Genomic DNA, 12,548 nt, shown 5'->3' on the forward strand with positions numbered 1-12,548 from the left:
TATGGCTACAAAAGTTACCACCATCCCCGCGTCTGGCGACCAGATTTCGCCGGACGCCATACCGCCCGAGGAGATTGGGGGCGAGTGCAAGTTTGTCCTGCACGACGATATGCGAATAACATTTTTCTGCGACGGCGAGGCCGTGCTAACGATCCCCGAATCGGTTACCGCGCGCCTCGGCAGAATGCTCCAGGGGATGCGTTTTGATACTTTTTATTTGTCTTGATGAGGGGCAACACATGAGAAAGACCAAAACCGCCGCGATTGTCCATGCCTGCCAGTCACGCGAGCAGACGATTGAGGCTATCAGCGAGTTAGGCGCGGCCCAGCGCGAGCTGCTGCGTCTCAACACTGAGATCAACGACGCGCTGGCCGAGGCTACGGCCATGCGTCAGGACAAGATCGACGCGCTCAAACAACGTATCGAGGGGCTGACTGAGGGTATCGCCACCTGGTGCGCCGCCAACCGCGCGGCGCTATGTCCGGGCGGCGGCAAGACCGCCAACCTCGTGACCGGCGAGGTCTCGTGGCGGCAGCGCCCGCCGTCGGTGTCGATCCGGGCGGCGGACAAAGTGCTGGATAAGCTGCGCGCCCTCGGCCTGCATCGGTTTATCCGCACGGCGGAAACGCCAAATAAAGAGGCGATGCTGGCCGAGCCGGCCGCGGTTGCGGGCATCGCAGGCATCAGCATTGTTACAGGCGTTGAGGATTTTACGATCGCGCCCTTTGAGGTCGATATACAGGAGGCATAAATGACAAGCCAGCCAAACACACAAGCGCCAAAGGCGACGATCACGATCACTGAGGGCGCAGATGGCATCATCCGGATTAACTTGCGCTGCACACCGCGCTGCGATCCCGACGACCCTCATCTGGTGCATGTGACAGCCTTACGCATGGTCAATCTCGTATATCAAGATGGGGGGAAGATTGTCAGCGCTGGCGTCGCGCCCAAGGAGGACGAGTGATGGACGACACCCGCGACATGCGCCGCCGCATTATCACAACAGCCGTTAAAAGGGCGTTGCTCAAAGATCGCCCCGAACTTGACGATGCGGCGCTGGCAGGCGCGATGATTGAGGTGATTATCTCCACGCAAGACACCTCGCCCACTAGCCTGCCGCTCATGTTTTGCATCCTCACCGAGCTGGCCGGGCGTGTCATCAAACAACTGCCTGCGCCGACGCGGTGCGATGACAACGGCAGGCCGCTTTATAACGTGACCGAGGCTGCGCGCGCCCTCGGCCTCACTGACGCCGAGACCGACCGGGTACGTGACTATCTGCGTGATAAGGGCGTACAGAGCGCTGACCCAGCGCAGACCCACACCCTCAACTAACCCGTTTTTAACCCAAAAAAGGAGAGCAATATGAAAAATGAGAAACACTTAAAACTGACGCAAAACGATTTTATCAGCGCTGTTGCCGAGATGAGCAGCACCTCAAAAGTCACTGCAAAGCAGGTCATTAACGCGGCATCTTACGTTATCAGCCAATCACTGCGTGAGGGCTGTGAGGTGCCGTTTTCGGGGCTCGGCAAATTCTCGGTGCGCGAGCGTGCAGCGCGCACCGGGCGCAACCCCGCAACGGGCGAAACCATGACCATCCCCGCCAAAAAACAACCCAAATTTACGCCAAGCGCCACGTTAAAAGCGATGGTCGCAGGGCAAGAGGAGGATCAATGATGGGTGATTTTAAATACGGCGTACTGGCCGATTTTTTGGGCGAGCACTGGTCCCGTTTTGTCGGTTTTGCCAACCAGCACGGGGTAAGCGAGGACGAGTGCGAGGCGCTCATCAAAGCCCTGGAGCAACAGGCTGGCAGATAGCCGGTTCGACGGCGCTTGGATTAACGCCAAGCGCCGTCCGGCAGGCTGTTTAACGAGGAGGACAAACAATGACAGACGCAAATCTGATTGATTTTGTGGTGTGGTGCGCGCTGCCGCTGTGCATCGCGCTGATCGGCTGGATGATGTCGGAGTAATAACGTGGACAAATCGGTTGTCAGTGCGCATCAGCCCATACTCGACCCCTGTTGCGGCAGCCGCATGATGTGGCTTGATCGTAAAAATCCGCGGGTAATTTTTGGTGACATCCGCCGCCAAAAAATTACCGTCACGGATAGGAGTCATGGCAATCCTGACGGCACGCGCATACTGATGATCGAGCCGGATGTACTGCTGGATTTTAGGAGCCTGCCGTATCCGGACGGGCAATTTAGGCTAGTGGTTTTTGATCCGCCGCATCTTGTCCGCGCCGGCGCAAAAAGCTGGCTGGCCGCCAAATACGGCAAGCTATCGGATAACTGGCGTGATGACATCAGACAGGGGTTTGCCGAGTGCCTGCGCGTGCTCGGGCACGGCGGCATCCTGATTTTTAAGTGGAGCGAGGCGCAGATAAAAGTAAAAGATGTGCTGGCGCTGTGCCCGGTTGAGCCGCTGTTTGGACACATTAGCGGCCGTAAGGGATTAACGCATTGGCTCGTATTTATGCGGCATATGGATACGGATGGAGATGGGGAGTGACATGGGTAAATCGATTATCTACACACATAAGGGTTGGTTTGGGCTGTGCCCGATCTACCTTGCCGAGATTGACTCTCCCGCGCCTTATTGCGATCCGCGGCACTGGTCGCTCGCCTGGCTGATGACGGTGAGCGATGCAATCTACGGCCTTTGTTTTTGGCTTTGCAGCTGCATCAACCCGGATTATGAGCCGGCCTGGCCGTTGTTTGTCAGCGCCCCCCTAAAAACCCCGATCATCCGTACCCGCGAGGATTGATGACATGCAAGAGCGACCCATCCTTTTTTCGGCGCCGATGGTGCGCGCCATCCTGGGCGGACATAAGACGCAGACGAGGCGACCAGTCAAACCAATGAAGCACCCGTATGGAGAGTGGTTATCTGTTGAGGAGGTTGTCGGCGAAATAAAAGCGGGGACGGGTGCTGTAAATTGCCCGCTTGGTCGCAAAGGCGACCGGCTATGGGTGCGTGAGGCGTTCCACTCCTATCACTGGGATGTCCCTCGCGTTGTTTATCGTGCGGACGGCGAACATCGGCGGGTGCGTACGCAATTTATGACGTACGAAGTGGGGGCGCTGGACGCCATCAATCCACATGCCGCGCTGGGCTAGCCGGATCAGTCTGGAAATCACCGGCGTGCGTATCGAGCATCTACAGGACATTAGCGCGGCGGACTGCCTGGCAGAGGGCGTAGCGCCAACCGACGACCCGGTCGCCGAGTACCGCAGCTTTTGGGAGGCCCTCTACGGCGCCGGATCGTGGGCCGCAAACCCGCACGTGTTTGTAATCGAGTTTGTGAGGGTGTGACTATGGCATCTGCTATCCGCACGGCTGACGCGCTGCGCAAAAGCGAGCTCGCCAAAATCCACATCTGCAAGGCACAGCTTAAGCTGGATGATGCCGCCTACCGCGACCTCGTCATGTCGGTCTGCGGCGTTAAATCGGCCTCAAGCCTCGACGCGCTGGGCCGTAAAAAATTGCTTGATCATATGGCCTCGTGCCTCAAAGCGTCAGGCATCGATCCGTATCCGGGCGCAAAGCGCCTGCCGACACGGCACCGACCGCTGGCGCAGAGCAAAGAGGCAATCGAGGCCAAAATCGCCGTGCAACTTAAAACCCTCGGCCAGGGCTGGCCGTATGCCTACGCAGTAGGCCGGCGCATCTATCCGCAGGTCTCGCGCTTTGAGTTTTTGAGCCTCGCACAGCTTGGCAAGGTCTCAAGCGCGCTTGAGCGCACCATCCGCTATAAGGAGCGTGCCGCCCATGACTGAGCGTGCGTGCATTAACGCTGCGGCCAACGACGATCCTGTCGATAACGTCGATCTGGGCTTATTGCCCGGCGCGCTGCGCGAGATTGCCGAATTGATCGGCCTGCCGGCGGCATTGACGCTCTCGCGCGTCTATGGCGGGCGGCGTCTGTATGTCCCGCGTCGTTACGATCCTGAGCATCCGCTCGTCAAACTGCTGGGACACCAGGCCGCCATCCGGCTGATCGACAATTACGGGGGGCTGGAGCATTTTGACGTGCCTATGGCCGCATCCTTAACCCGTGAGCTGCGCAACCGCGCCATCCGCCGCGACCGCGCGCGCGGCGACTCGTGTAGTACACTCGCTCGTCGTTACCAGATGACCGAGCGCACCATCTGGACCATCCTCGCCCAATCCACGGCCGAGGATGCGCCGCGCCAGGCGGCCTTGTTCTGATCGCGCCGGTGAGTCTGCCGGCGCATCTGCTCCCCGCTCTCCCGCACCAAATAATACTATCCCCCTGACGGCCGCCCGCCTTATCCGGCCTTGCGCGCGCGCGTAATCTCTCGCGCATGGACACCACCACACCAAACACCAGGCGGCGCTGCGGGACGTGCCGCCATTACGACGCCTCAACGCTTGCGGATACGGCTATTGCCGTGTTGCGCCCGACTGCGAGGCCCGCGCGCGTCTCTGGCGCAATGACACGCCCTGCACGCTCACGCACGCCCATCATGACGCCGCACAACAAGGAGGTGCGCAATGAGCCGCAACCGCATTGTTATGGCCGCGCTCTCGCTCTTCGGCTGCTGGCTTTGCCGCGCTGGTGGCGACTGAGGGGTTTATCGGCACAGCGCGATCGCCTGTGCCCGGGGATGTGGCCACCGTTGGTTTTGGCAGCACGCGGCATGCTGACGGCACGCCGGTTAAAGCAGGCGAGACGATCACGCCGACGGCAGCGGTAGAGCTTGCCGTGCGCGATGTGGCCGTCAAAGAGGCGATCCTCAAAGACTGCATCACTGTCCCTCTGCATCAGTACGAGTATGACGCCTATGTCTATCTCTCGTATAACGTGGGGGCGACCGCAGTTTGCCGCTCAAGCATCCCGCGCAAACTGGCCGCCGGCGACTATGAGGGCGCCTGCGAGACCATCCTTGATTTTAGATTTGTCCAAAAACGCGACTGCTCATTGCCCTGGAACCACGATTTTTGCGGCGGCGTCTGGACGAGCCGTTTGAAATGGACGCGCATCTGTCTGGGGCAGGAGCCGGCGCGATGAGCGGAGCCAGACGGATCGCCAGCAACCCGACCTTGTCGGCCATGCACGCCGGGTGCCTCTCGCGCGAGATCGCCAAGGCCGATAGCCCGGAGGCATTACGAAAAGCCGCGCAAAATCGCATCCCGTATCTCATCGGACGCGATAGAGATCGCCTGCGTGATGAGTATGCCGAGCGCCTGCGCGCGTTAAAGACACGGCCCGGAGGTGCTGTATGAACGGTTTTGTCCTTGTCTTGGCGAGCATCTGCCTCTCCTGCGTGGTCGGCGTAGTGACTGGCTACACATCGGCCCAAAAAGAGTGCAAGGCGCAAATCCTGCGCATTGAGCGCGATGCGCAGGAGGCGCGCGCATCCGCCCTTGAGGCCATTAACGCACGGCTAAAAACCGAGACTGAGCGCGGCGAGAAACTCTCGCAAGAGCTGCTCACCGCCGAATCTCGCCTCACCAAAACCCGAGAGGAGTTACGCAATGAGATCACCCGCTCAACCCGCGGTCGCGCTTGCCTTGATGCTCGCACTGTCCGCCTGCTCAACAACGCCGGCAATCGTCACGCCGGCGCAGATGATGCCCTGCCGAAAAACCGCCGGCGCACCTGATGCAGCGCATGGAGCAGCTGCCTCCGATACCGACGTCGCTCAGTGGGCCGCCGAGGTCGGATCGCAATACGAGCTCTGTCGCGCCCGGCTCGACGCCCTGATTGACTACGAGGAGGGACGGCAGTGAGCGACATCATTGATCGCGCATCCGAGCGCGAGGAGTTGTTTAGACGCGCCGCATTGGTGGCGCATAAGGATCGCTATGCCGTCACCGGCACGATGGTCGAGGGCGCGCCGGGCTATTGCCGGTTGTGCGAGGAGATGATCCCGCGCTCGCGCCTGCGTGCGCTGCCGGGCGTGACAACCTGCGTGCGTTGTCAGGAGATTTTGGAGAGCGCGCAAAAACGGGGGGTGGTCAAATGATGATTACGGTAGATATTTGGCAGCTCGTCTCGCTGCTCTTAGGGTTTTTTGGCTGCGTGGCGGGCTTTGGCAAGCTCTTGCTTGCCCAGATTGACAAGCGCTTGGATACGCGCTTTGAGGCGCAGGAGCGCGCGCGCATTGAGGGATCGCAGGGCCTGCGCAATGACGCTCGACGAGCAGCTTGCGATGGGGCGCGCGCATACCGAGCGGCATCGATAAGATGGAGTTTGACATGCGGCGAGTCGCTCTCGGCGATGGAGGGACGCTTGTCGCGCGTGGAGTCTGAGGTCAAGCACGGCGTCGGCCAGCGTGAACTCTCCGACATCTATGACCGCATCAACGAGGTGGCCGAGGGCCTCTCCGAGCTGCGCGGCGAGTCGCACGCGGTTGGCGACAACGTGCGCCCTCATCCTCAACCAGATCACTACCAAGGGATGCAGTAATGACCGAGAGCGAGGCAAGGACGCCGTAAATCACTGCTCGCCACCATCGCTTTGAGCCGGCCATCGGCTTAACGCGCCTGCGCGCAGAGCTTGATGTGGTGCACGGCATCGCGGCAAGTCTGGATCTCATCCGTGCGGATATTGACTGGCTCGTCGAGATGGGGCTCGTCCGTTTTAACGGCGAGCTCGCGCAGATTACCGAGCGCGGGCGCGATGTGGCGGCGCTACGCGCCAAGTTTCCGGGGGCGTAAGCATGGCCCACCCCCCGGAAAAACGACTGGAGCTGCGCGCCGCCTACATAGGCGGACTGCCGCTTGAGGTGGCCGCCGATAAAACCGGCGTGCCCTACGGCACGGCGCGTAACAGGTTTAACGCGGCAAAGCGTGAGGGCGATGACTGGGACAAATTTAGGGCGGCATCGCTCATCGTCGCCGGCGGCGGCATTGAGCAAGCGATGGGGCGCGTGGTCTCCGCCGGTCTCATCCGTTGCGAGGCGCTGCTGGAGCGCATCGACGAGATCAGCGATCCGGCCGAGGTCGTGCAGACCGTGGCGACCTTGGGAGACGCCATCGCTAAGCTGCGTGCGGCCGCCAAAAACCTGATGCCCGAGGCTGACCGCCTGGCGGTCGAGACGGGCGCGATCAAGGGGTTTGTTGATCTGTTTATCAGGCTACACCCGGCGCAGGCCGAGGCCGCCCTGTCGGCGGATGAAGCTGTGGGCGGCGGGGCAACGTTAAGAGGAGAGAGCGATGGAGCTGTTTGGTCGGATTTGTCAGCGGGCTGTTATGCCTGGTCGCGTTTGGCGTGGGGATACTTTTAGGCGTGCTTTGTGGCGCGCAGTCGGCCGTCGACCAGACCCTGCGTCAGGGGTACTTTAAGGCTTACGGCAAGCGCTACCGCACCGTTGAGATTATCGATGACAACGCACAAGGAGCGCGCTGATGAGCTTTTTTTTGCTTTGCCTGTGTGACCAGTTGGACGCGGTATTAATCGCCCTGTATCGCGCGATTGTGCGCCTCTTGGGCGGCATCTTTTGCGCTGCGCGGCATGTTGCGGAGCATGTCACACGCCCCGCGTGCGTTAAGCGCCTGCGGCTACGTCATGGCCTGGGCAACGCTTACCTCAATGGACAGTGCGCGAGGCGATGCGTCGCCGCTGGCCAGCGTCGCCTATGGCGTCGCACCGGGGGCGCAAAACGGCCATGAGAGGCCCCAAAAAACATCCGCCGCGAGGCGATCAACGATCTTGCCGCCTACGCGGCGCAACTGCGCCAGCGGATTTGAGGCCGAGGTTTCGGGTTTTTCGCCGGACCCGGCCGAGCGCGACGCGGCGTATTGCTCAGGCGCGCGAGGATTTTAGGTTTTTTACGCGCGTCTATTTTCCGCATTATGTGCGGAGCCCGGCGGAGTCCGGAGCTGCACAAATACCTCTACAAGCCTCCTGCCCGAGATCGTGGGACAAATCAAAAGCGCCGCCGATGCCATCGCCGCGCCACGCGGAGAGGCTAAATCGACGCTGGTCTCTCAGTTATTTGTCCTCTGGTGTCTGGTCACTGGCCGCAAACGCTACCCGGTCATTGTCATGGATAGCATCGATCAGGCCTATCCGATGCTTGAGGCGATCAAGGCCGAGCTTGAGTTTAACCCGCGATTGATGATGGATTTCCCCGACGCGACCGGTCGAGGGAGCATCTGGAACGCCGGCACGATCATCACGCGCAGCAATGCCAAGGTGCAGGTGTTTGGCTCGGGGCAAAAAAATGCGCGGTCTGCGCCACTGCCCGTATCGTCCCGACCTTTGTGTACTTGATGACATCGAGAACGACGAGCAGGTGCGCAACCCCGAGCAGCGCGACAAGTTGGAGAGCTGGCTTAAAAAAACCGTGCTGCATTAGGCGGCGCGGATTCCAAATACGATGTGGTCTACATCGGCACCATCCTGCACTACGACTCCGGTGCTAAACCGCACGCTGAGTAATCCGATGTGGCGCACGCCAAGTTTAAGGCGCTCATCCGCTGGCCGGACAATATGGCCCTGTGGGACCTGGGAGGAGCGATTGCGCAACGAGGGCGAGGCGGGGGCCGAAGCGTTTTACGCGCTCCACCGCGAGGCGATGGACGCGGGGGCTCTGTCTCCTGGGCCGCGCGCCCCTCGAAGTCCTTATGAAAATCCGCGCCCGTGACGGGCATGACACGTTTGACAGCGAGTATCAAAACGACCGGTCGCCGGCGACAATGCGCCCTTTGCAAACTGCATCCAGTTTTGGGTGAGTCGCCTTAACGACTGGCTTTTTACGGGGCGTGCGACCCGTCCTGGGCAAAGCGGGGGCGAGCCGCGACCCCTCGGCCCTGTTGTCGGCGGCTTTAATCGGCTCACCGGCATCCTGGATGTCGTCGAGGCACAAATTAAAAAGCGCCTGCCCGACCGCATCATTGAGGATGTGATTGCCCTGCAGCGCGAGTATCGCTGCCTCGTCTGGGCCGTTGAGGCTGTGCAGTTTCAGGCGTTTTTGTTTTCGGAGCTCGTGCGCCGCTCCGCCATTCTTGGCGTGCCGGTGCCGGCTAGGCCGGTTACGCCCCACACCGACAAAATCCTGCGGTATCGAGTCACTCCAGCCGCACATTAAAAACGGCCTCATCCGCCTGCATCCCTCGCAAACAACGCTGATTGAGCAGTTACGGCATTTTCCTAAGGCCGACCACGACGACGGGCCGGATGCGCTGCACATGCTCTGGGAGCTCGCCTCAAGCGGCGCCGGGCAAACGAGCGGATTTATCAGCATACCGCGCCGGGCATCGTCCCTTGATGACGATTACCCGCGCGCATCAAGACGGATGATTTAACGATGGCTACTACCACAAAAATCCTTGACCAGTACGGCAACCCGGTTGATATGCGGATGCTGCGCGAGCCGCAGACCAGCCGCATCAGCACGCTGGATAACGAGTATTTAACCGGCATTGCTTGAGGGTATCACGCCGGCGGCGTCTGGCCGATGCATTGCGTGAGGCCGATGCCGGCTAACCTCTTTGCCCAGCACCGCATCTTTGCCGATTGGAGGAGCGCGACGCGCACCTTGCCGCCGAGATGGCCAAGCGCAAATTAGCTCTGCTTGACCTTGAGTGGAGCATTGAGCCGCCGCGCAACGCGACCGCCGCGGAAAAAGCCAACGCCGAATGGCTGACCGAGACAGTATCGTCCGCCGTTCGATCGATTGAGGATCTGATACTCGCGTTAATGGACGCGGTGGGACATGGCTTTGCGCGGTTGAGCTTGAGTGGGCGCAGTGACCACGGCGAGTGGCTGCCTGCCATGCATCCGCGCCCGCAGGAGTGGTTTTGCCTTAACTCCACGCGGCGCGAGCTGCGCCTGTGCGATCTCTCCGTCGACGGCGCACCGCTTGCCCCGTTTGGCTGGATCGTGCACACGCACGGCAAAGCCAAAACCGGGTATCTCGCCCGGAGGGGCTGCATCGCGTGCTCGCTGGCCGTTTGTGTACAAAACTTACGCAGTCGGGGATTTTGCCGAGCTCCTGGAAACCTTTGGCCTGCCGATTATTACCGGCAAATACTATTCCGGCGCCGATCCGGAGGCCAAGGCGAGCCTCTTGCGCGCCGTAACCGCATTAGGGCACGATGCGCGCGCGCGATCATGCCCGCCGACATGCAGATCGAGATCGCCAAAATCTCAGGCGGCGGCGATGCGACGCCGCACATGGCGATGGTCGATTGGGCCGAGCGATCCGAATCTAAAGCCATCCTTGGCCAGACGATGAGCGCCGAGACCAAGCCACCGGCATCGGCTCGGGGCAATGCGCAACTGCACCGCGAGGTGCGCGAGACATCCTTGCCGCCGATGCGCGCGAGATTGCAGCAACAATTACACGCGATCTCCTCTATCCGCTGCTCGCGTTAAATCGCGGCGGCGTCGATGGACTGCGCCGCTGCCCGCGCCTGGTATTTGACACAGGCCGCAGTGGAGGACATTAAGCAATACGCCGAGGCATTGCCCGCGCTCGTCAATATCGGCATGCAGATCCGGCCGACTGGGCGCATGACAGCTGCGCATCCCTCGCGCTAACAACGACGAGGTCGTTTTACGCGCGCAAAGGGTATGGGTGAGGATAATGGCGCGCCGCAACCGACCGGATCGGCTGACCCTGCCAATCCGGCAAAACTCTCGCGCAGATGGCGTCCGCTCCCGGCTGGTACAAACTGGCATCAAGCCTGGGCATCGTGCCATCGCCGGGCGCTGGCCACCGCTCGGCAGCTTGAGCGCGACCTCAAATCCGGTGAGTTTGACGGCCTCATTAATGCGCAAACGAGTCTGGACGACTCGCTTGATCGCGCCATTGATGAGAGTATCGACTGGGATGCTATCGTTGATCCGCTGCTCAAACCCGTCCTTGATGCACTGCAAAACGGCATGGCGCCGGAGGAGGCGCTCATCGAGATGGCGAGCTGGTATCCGGAGATGGATGACAAAGCGCTTGAGGAGCTCTTTGCCCGCGCCCTCTTTGTTGCCGACATCTGGGGGCAACTCTCCGCGCAGGAGGATGATCTCCCTGCGCCACAGGAGGCGCGTTAAACGATGGCCGCCATTGATCTCTCTGCCGTCTTTGGCCTGCCGCCAGAGGAGGCTATCGCGTTTTTTAGGAGCAAAGGGTACCGGATCACATGGGACTGGTTTGACAACTGGCGCGAGGCTCACGACCGCGCATTTACGGTCGCCAAGCTCGCTCGCCTGGACATCCTGCAGGACATCCGCGCAGGGCTTGATCAGGCGCTCGCCGAGGGCAAAAGCGAGCACTGGTTTGTCAAGCAGCTAACCCCCGTCCTGCAACAAAAGGGATGGTGGGGCAAAAAAATCGTCGTCGGCGAGGACGGTCAGGCCGAGGTCGTGCGCGAGGGCAGCCCGCAGCGACTGCGGACGATATTTCGGACCAACATGCAAACCGCCTACGCCGCTGGGCGCTGGCGCGCGTTTATGAGTAACGCTGCCGACCGTCCGTACCTGCAATACGTCGCCATCATGGACGGGCGCACCCGCCGCGCTCATGCGGCGCTGCATAACAAGGTCTTCCCGGTCGACTCGACCGCCTGGCGGCTGATCGCGCCGCCTAACGGCTTTAACTGCCGCTGCACCGTGCGGGCGCTCTCCGAGTACAACATCCGCCAAAAAGGGCTGCACGTTGAGCGTGATGTGCGCATCGTCGGGTACGAGGAGCCGAGCAAAAAAGCGACCGACAAGCGCACCGGCGAGATTTACCGCGACAAGCTCATCCGGCGCGGCATCTCAATCCCCGATCCGGATAATCCGGGCAAGCGCCTAACATTTATCCCCGACCAGGGCTGGGACTACAACCCGGGCGCGCGCTGGGTCAAATCATTTACGCCGACCCCGCTCGACAACCTGCCGACGACGTTTCCGGCGAGGATGGCGCTGCCCGATGTGCTGCCGCCGACGCCGGTTCCGGCCTCGCGCCTGTTACCGGACGGCCTCACAGACCCGGAATATGCCAAGGCGTTTTTAGCCGAGTTTGGCGCGACATCGGTCAGGGCGTGGTGTATCGGGATGTGGCGCAGGGGGCGTTAACGATCAATGAGGATTTGTTCCAAAATTTTGCCGGAGAGTGGAAGGCCAGTAAAAACGGCCGCGGCCCGTATATGCGCTTGCTTGCCGACGCGATCAAAGCCCCGGATGAAATCTGGTTGCACTGGGAAGAGTCCTTTATGGAACCGGGCAAAATGCTCCTCAAGCGCCGTTACATCAAAAGCTGGGTAATTGGCGAGGGGGACGACACACAGTATGGACTGTCAGTGTTTGAGGCAGGTAAAGGCGAATGGTCGGGATCGACGGTAATGGCCGTAAAACCCAATAGATTGCACGAGCAGCGCCGTAAATATATCGAGGATCAGCGTGAGGGGTTTTTGCTTTATCGGCGTCGACCGAAAGCGGAAGAAGTGTCCGGGCAATAAAAAACCCCAGCGCCGACTCGCCGGGGTTTACTGTGCGGCTCCTTTGGACGCTGCAGGTTCGGGAGCGATTGTATGGCGCAATCAGCTTAACCACAGCATAGGATTAAAACCCACGTTATGGC

28 protein-coding genes and 2 pseudogenes are annotated in these 12,548 nt (G+C 60.6%); 29 read left to right on the forward strand and 1 reads right to left on the reverse strand.

Annotated features, from left to right (window positions below; translation table 11 throughout):
- Position 1 precedes the first annotated feature (1 nt).
- The 5 genes from ABCS64_RS12450 to ABCS64_RS12470 are packed head-to-tail and all read left to right on the forward strand — an operon-like array spanning position 2 to position 1,684.
- Positions 2-226, forward strand: coding sequence for a hypothetical protein (locus tag ABCS64_RS12450; RefSeq protein WP_418889923.1), 225 nt, complete (start codon positions 2-4; stop codon positions 224-226).
- A 13-nt stretch (positions 227-239) separates the two neighbouring features.
- Complete coding sequence (locus ABCS64_RS12455) at positions 240-752, forward strand: host-nuclease inhibitor Gam family protein (RefSeq protein ID WP_418889922.1); 513 nt, start codon at positions 240-242, stop codon at positions 750-752.
- Positions 753-968 (forward strand): hypothetical protein, encoded by a 216-nt coding sequence (locus ABCS64_RS12460; protein WP_418889921.1) that lies wholly within the window; start codon positions 753-755, stop codon positions 966-968.
- A complete protein-coding gene (locus ABCS64_RS12465) occupies positions 968-1,339 on the forward strand; it encodes a hypothetical protein (RefSeq protein ID WP_418889920.1) in 372 nt (123 codons plus the stop codon). Before ABCS64_RS12460 ends, ABCS64_RS12465 begins: the two co-directional genes overlap by 1 nt.
- Before the next feature lie 30 nt (positions 1,340-1,369).
- Entirely contained in the window at positions 1,370-1,684 is a 315-nt protein-coding gene (locus ABCS64_RS12470) for an HU family DNA-binding protein (RefSeq protein ID WP_418889919.1), read from the forward strand.
- Here the strand turns inward: ABCS64_RS12470 and ABCS64_RS12475 are convergent.
- Positions 1,678-1,857, reverse strand: a complete 180-nt coding sequence (locus ABCS64_RS12475; protein ID WP_418889918.1) for a hypothetical protein — start codon at positions 1,855-1,857, stop codon at positions 1,678-1,680. The two genes, ABCS64_RS12470 and ABCS64_RS12475, sit on opposite strands and share 7 nt — an antisense overlap.
- Before the next feature lie 129 nt (positions 1,858-1,986).
- On the opposite strand from ABCS64_RS12475, the gene ABCS64_RS12480 reads away from it, so the two are divergent.
- From ABCS64_RS12480 to ABCS64_RS12595, 24 genes and pseudogenes are all read left to right on the forward strand, one after another.
- On the forward strand, positions 1,987-2,523 hold the full coding sequence (locus tag ABCS64_RS12480) for a TRM11 family methyltransferase (protein WP_418889917.1): 537 nt from the start codon (positions 1,987-1,989) through the stop codon (positions 2,521-2,523).
- A gap of 1 nt (position 2,524) precedes the next feature.
- The gene (locus ABCS64_RS12485) at positions 2,525-2,779 is read left to right on the forward strand and encodes a hypothetical protein (protein ID WP_418889916.1); all 255 of its coding nucleotides are present in this window, start codon (positions 2,525-2,527) and stop codon (positions 2,777-2,779) included.
- 4 nt (positions 2,780-2,783) lie between these two features.
- Complete coding sequence (locus tag ABCS64_RS12490; protein ID WP_418892199.1) at positions 2,784-3,131, forward strand: hypothetical protein; 348 nt, start codon at positions 2,784-2,786, stop codon at positions 3,129-3,131.
- Positions 3,115-3,327, forward strand: coding sequence for an ASCH domain-containing protein (locus ABCS64_RS12495; protein ID WP_418892200.1), 213 nt, complete (start codon positions 3,115-3,117; stop codon positions 3,325-3,327). Before ABCS64_RS12490 ends, ABCS64_RS12495 begins: the two co-directional genes overlap by 17 nt.
- Before the next feature lie 2 nt (positions 3,328-3,329).
- Entirely contained in the window at positions 3,330-3,791 is a 462-nt protein-coding gene (locus ABCS64_RS12500) for a phage protein GemA/Gp16 family protein (protein WP_418889914.1), read from the forward strand.
- Positions 3,784-4,224, forward strand: coding sequence for a Mor transcription activator family protein (locus ABCS64_RS12505; RefSeq protein ID WP_418889913.1), 441 nt, complete (start codon positions 3,784-3,786; stop codon positions 4,222-4,224). The genes ABCS64_RS12500 and ABCS64_RS12505 overlap by 8 nt, the downstream gene beginning before the upstream one ends.
- Before the next feature lie 322 nt (positions 4,225-4,546).
- Complete coding sequence (locus ABCS64_RS12510; protein WP_418892201.1) at positions 4,547-5,047, forward strand: glycoside hydrolase family protein; 501 nt, start codon at positions 4,547-4,549, stop codon at positions 5,045-5,047.
- A complete protein-coding gene (locus ABCS64_RS12515) occupies positions 5,044-5,262 on the forward strand; it encodes a hypothetical protein (protein WP_418889910.1) in 219 nt (72 codons plus the stop codon). Before ABCS64_RS12510 ends, ABCS64_RS12515 begins: the two co-directional genes overlap by 4 nt.
- A complete protein-coding gene (locus ABCS64_RS12520) occupies positions 5,259-5,642 on the forward strand; it encodes a hypothetical protein (protein ID WP_418892202.1) in 384 nt (127 codons plus the stop codon). The genes ABCS64_RS12515 and ABCS64_RS12520 overlap by 4 nt, the downstream gene beginning before the upstream one ends.
- Before the next feature lie 123 nt (positions 5,643-5,765).
- Positions 5,766-6,005 (forward strand): TraR/DksA family transcriptional regulator, encoded by a 240-nt coding sequence (locus tag ABCS64_RS12525; protein WP_418890273.1) that lies wholly within the window; start codon positions 5,766-5,768, stop codon positions 6,003-6,005.
- The gene (locus tag ABCS64_RS12530; RefSeq protein ID WP_418892203.1) at positions 6,002-6,448 is read left to right on the forward strand and encodes a hypothetical protein; all 447 of its coding nucleotides are present in this window, start codon (positions 6,002-6,004) and stop codon (positions 6,446-6,448) included. The genes ABCS64_RS12525 and ABCS64_RS12530 overlap by 4 nt, the downstream gene beginning before the upstream one ends.
- Before the next feature lie 95 nt (positions 6,449-6,543).
- Positions 6,544-6,699 carry a hypothetical protein gene (locus ABCS64_RS12535; RefSeq protein WP_418892204.1) on the forward strand — a complete coding sequence of 52 codons (156 nt, stop codon included), beginning with the start codon at positions 6,544-6,546 and terminating at the stop codon, positions 6,697-6,699.
- 2 nt (positions 6,700-6,701) lie between these two features.
- Positions 6,702-7,268: a DUF1804 family protein gene (locus ABCS64_RS12540; RefSeq protein ID WP_418892205.1), complete on the forward strand. Its 567-nt coding sequence runs from the start codon at positions 6,702-6,704 to the stop codon at positions 7,266-7,268.
- Positions 7,253-7,390, forward strand: coding sequence for a hypothetical protein (locus tag ABCS64_RS12545; protein WP_418892206.1), 138 nt, complete (start codon positions 7,253-7,255; stop codon positions 7,388-7,390). Before ABCS64_RS12540 ends, ABCS64_RS12545 begins: the two co-directional genes overlap by 16 nt.
- Positions 7,391-7,900: 510 nt before the next feature.
- On the forward strand, positions 7,901-8,257 hold the full coding sequence (locus tag ABCS64_RS12550) for a hypothetical protein (protein ID WP_418892207.1): 357 nt from the start codon (positions 7,901-7,903) through the stop codon (positions 8,255-8,257).
- Positions 8,258-8,714: 457 nt separating this feature from the next.
- Positions 8,715-9,074, forward strand: coding sequence for a phage terminase large subunit (terL, locus tag ABCS64_RS12555; RefSeq protein WP_418892208.1), 360 nt, complete (start codon positions 8,715-8,717; stop codon positions 9,072-9,074).
- A complete protein-coding gene (terL, locus tag ABCS64_RS12560) occupies positions 8,992-9,291 on the forward strand; it encodes a phage terminase large subunit (protein ID WP_418892209.1) in 300 nt (99 codons plus the stop codon). The genes terL (ABCS64_RS12555) and terL (ABCS64_RS12560) overlap by 83 nt, the downstream gene beginning before the upstream one ends.
- 2 nt (positions 9,292-9,293) lie before the next feature.
- Positions 9,294-9,416, forward strand: a complete 123-nt coding sequence (locus tag ABCS64_RS12565) for a hypothetical protein (protein ID WP_418892210.1) — start codon at positions 9,294-9,296, stop codon at positions 9,414-9,416.
- A 119-nt stretch (positions 9,417-9,535) separates the two neighbouring features.
- Positions 9,536-10,223, forward strand: a pseudogene (locus ABCS64_RS12570) (phage portal protein family protein).
- Positions 10,112-10,437, forward strand: a pseudogene (locus ABCS64_RS12575) (phage portal protein family protein). The pseudogenes ABCS64_RS12570 and ABCS64_RS12575 overlap by 112 nt, the downstream one beginning before the upstream one ends.
- On the forward strand, positions 10,379-10,528 hold the full coding sequence (locus ABCS64_RS12580; RefSeq protein ID WP_418892223.1) for a hypothetical protein: 150 nt from the start codon (positions 10,379-10,381) through the stop codon (positions 10,526-10,528). Before ABCS64_RS12575 ends, ABCS64_RS12580 begins: the two are co-directional and overlap by 59 nt.
- A gap of 33 nt (positions 10,529-10,561) precedes the next feature.
- Positions 10,562-11,035: a hypothetical protein gene (locus ABCS64_RS12585; RefSeq protein ID WP_418892211.1), complete on the forward strand. Its 474-nt coding sequence runs from the start codon at positions 10,562-10,564 to the stop codon at positions 11,033-11,035.
- A gap of 3 nt (positions 11,036-11,038) precedes the next feature.
- The gene (locus tag ABCS64_RS12590) at positions 11,039-12,043 is read left to right on the forward strand and encodes a phage head morphogenesis protein (protein ID WP_418889898.1); all 1,005 of its coding nucleotides are present in this window, start codon (positions 11,039-11,041) and stop codon (positions 12,041-12,043) included.
- Positions 12,025-12,426 (forward strand): PBECR2 nuclease fold domain-containing protein, encoded by a 402-nt coding sequence (locus ABCS64_RS12595; RefSeq protein WP_418890302.1) that lies wholly within the window; start codon positions 12,025-12,027, stop codon positions 12,424-12,426. Before ABCS64_RS12590 ends, ABCS64_RS12595 begins: the two co-directional genes overlap by 19 nt.
- The last annotated feature ends 122 nt before the right edge of the window (positions 12,427-12,548 follow it).

This window comes from Dentiradicibacter hellwigii (genome assembly GCF_041770905.1).
Taxonomy (GTDB): domain Bacteria; phylum Pseudomonadota; class Gammaproteobacteria; order Burkholderiales; family Rhodocyclaceae; genus Propionivibrio; species Propionivibrio hellwigii.

Excerpts from the sequence above, each read along its gene's own strand:
- ABCS64_RS12530 (WP_418892203.1), top strand. The coding sequence starts at position 6,002 with ATGATGATTACGGTAGATATTTGGCAGCTCGTCTCGCTGCTCTTAGGG.
- ABCS64_RS12450 (WP_418889923.1), top strand. The coding sequence starts at position 2 with ATGGCTACAAAAGTTACCACCATCCCCGCGTCTGGCGACCAGATTTCG.
- ABCS64_RS12580 (WP_418892223.1), top strand. The coding sequence starts at position 10,379 with ATGGACTGCGCCGCTGCCCGCGCCTGGTATTTGACACAGGCCGCAGTG.
- ABCS64_RS12460 (WP_418889921.1), top strand. The coding sequence starts at position 753 with ATGACAAGCCAGCCAAACACACAAGCGCCAAAGGCGACGATCACGATC.
- ABCS64_RS12540 (WP_418892205.1), top strand. The coding sequence starts at position 6,702 with ATGGCCCACCCCCCGGAAAAACGACTGGAGCTGCGCGCCGCCTACATA.
- ABCS64_RS12500 (WP_418889914.1), top strand. The coding sequence starts at position 3,330 with ATGGCATCTGCTATCCGCACGGCTGACGCGCTGCGCAAAAGCGAGCTC.
- ABCS64_RS12485 (WP_418889916.1), top strand. The coding sequence starts at position 2,525 with ATGGGTAAATCGATTATCTACACACATAAGGGTTGGTTTGGGCTGTGC.
- ABCS64_RS12520 (WP_418892202.1), top strand. The coding sequence starts at position 5,259 with ATGAACGGTTTTGTCCTTGTCTTGGCGAGCATCTGCCTCTCCTGCGTG.
- ABCS64_RS12585 (WP_418892211.1), top strand. The coding sequence starts at position 10,562 with ATGGGTGAGGATAATGGCGCGCCGCAACCGACCGGATCGGCTGACCCT.
- ABCS64_RS12465 (WP_418889920.1), top strand. The coding sequence starts at position 968 with ATGGACGACACCCGCGACATGCGCCGCCGCATTATCACAACAGCCGTT.
- ABCS64_RS12470 (WP_418889919.1), top strand. The coding sequence starts at position 1,370 with ATGAAAAATGAGAAACACTTAAAACTGACGCAAAACGATTTTATCAGC.
- ABCS64_RS12505 (WP_418889913.1), top strand. The coding sequence starts at position 3,784 with ATGACTGAGCGTGCGTGCATTAACGCTGCGGCCAACGACGATCCTGTC.
- ABCS64_RS12495 (WP_418892200.1), top strand. The coding sequence starts at position 3,115 with ATGCCGCGCTGGGCTAGCCGGATCAGTCTGGAAATCACCGGCGTGCGT.
- ABCS64_RS12515 (WP_418889910.1), top strand. The coding sequence starts at position 5,044 with ATGAGCGGAGCCAGACGGATCGCCAGCAACCCGACCTTGTCGGCCATG.
- ABCS64_RS12455 (WP_418889922.1), top strand. The coding sequence starts at position 240 with ATGAGAAAGACCAAAACCGCCGCGATTGTCCATGCCTGCCAGTCACGC.
- ABCS64_RS12590 (WP_418889898.1), top strand. The coding sequence starts at position 11,039 with ATGGCCGCCATTGATCTCTCTGCCGTCTTTGGCCTGCCGCCAGAGGAG.
- ABCS64_RS12565 (WP_418892210.1), top strand. The coding sequence starts at position 9,294 with ATGGCTACTACCACAAAAATCCTTGACCAGTACGGCAACCCGGTTGAT.
- ABCS64_RS12490 (WP_418892199.1), top strand. The coding sequence starts at position 2,784 with ATGCAAGAGCGACCCATCCTTTTTTCGGCGCCGATGGTGCGCGCCATC.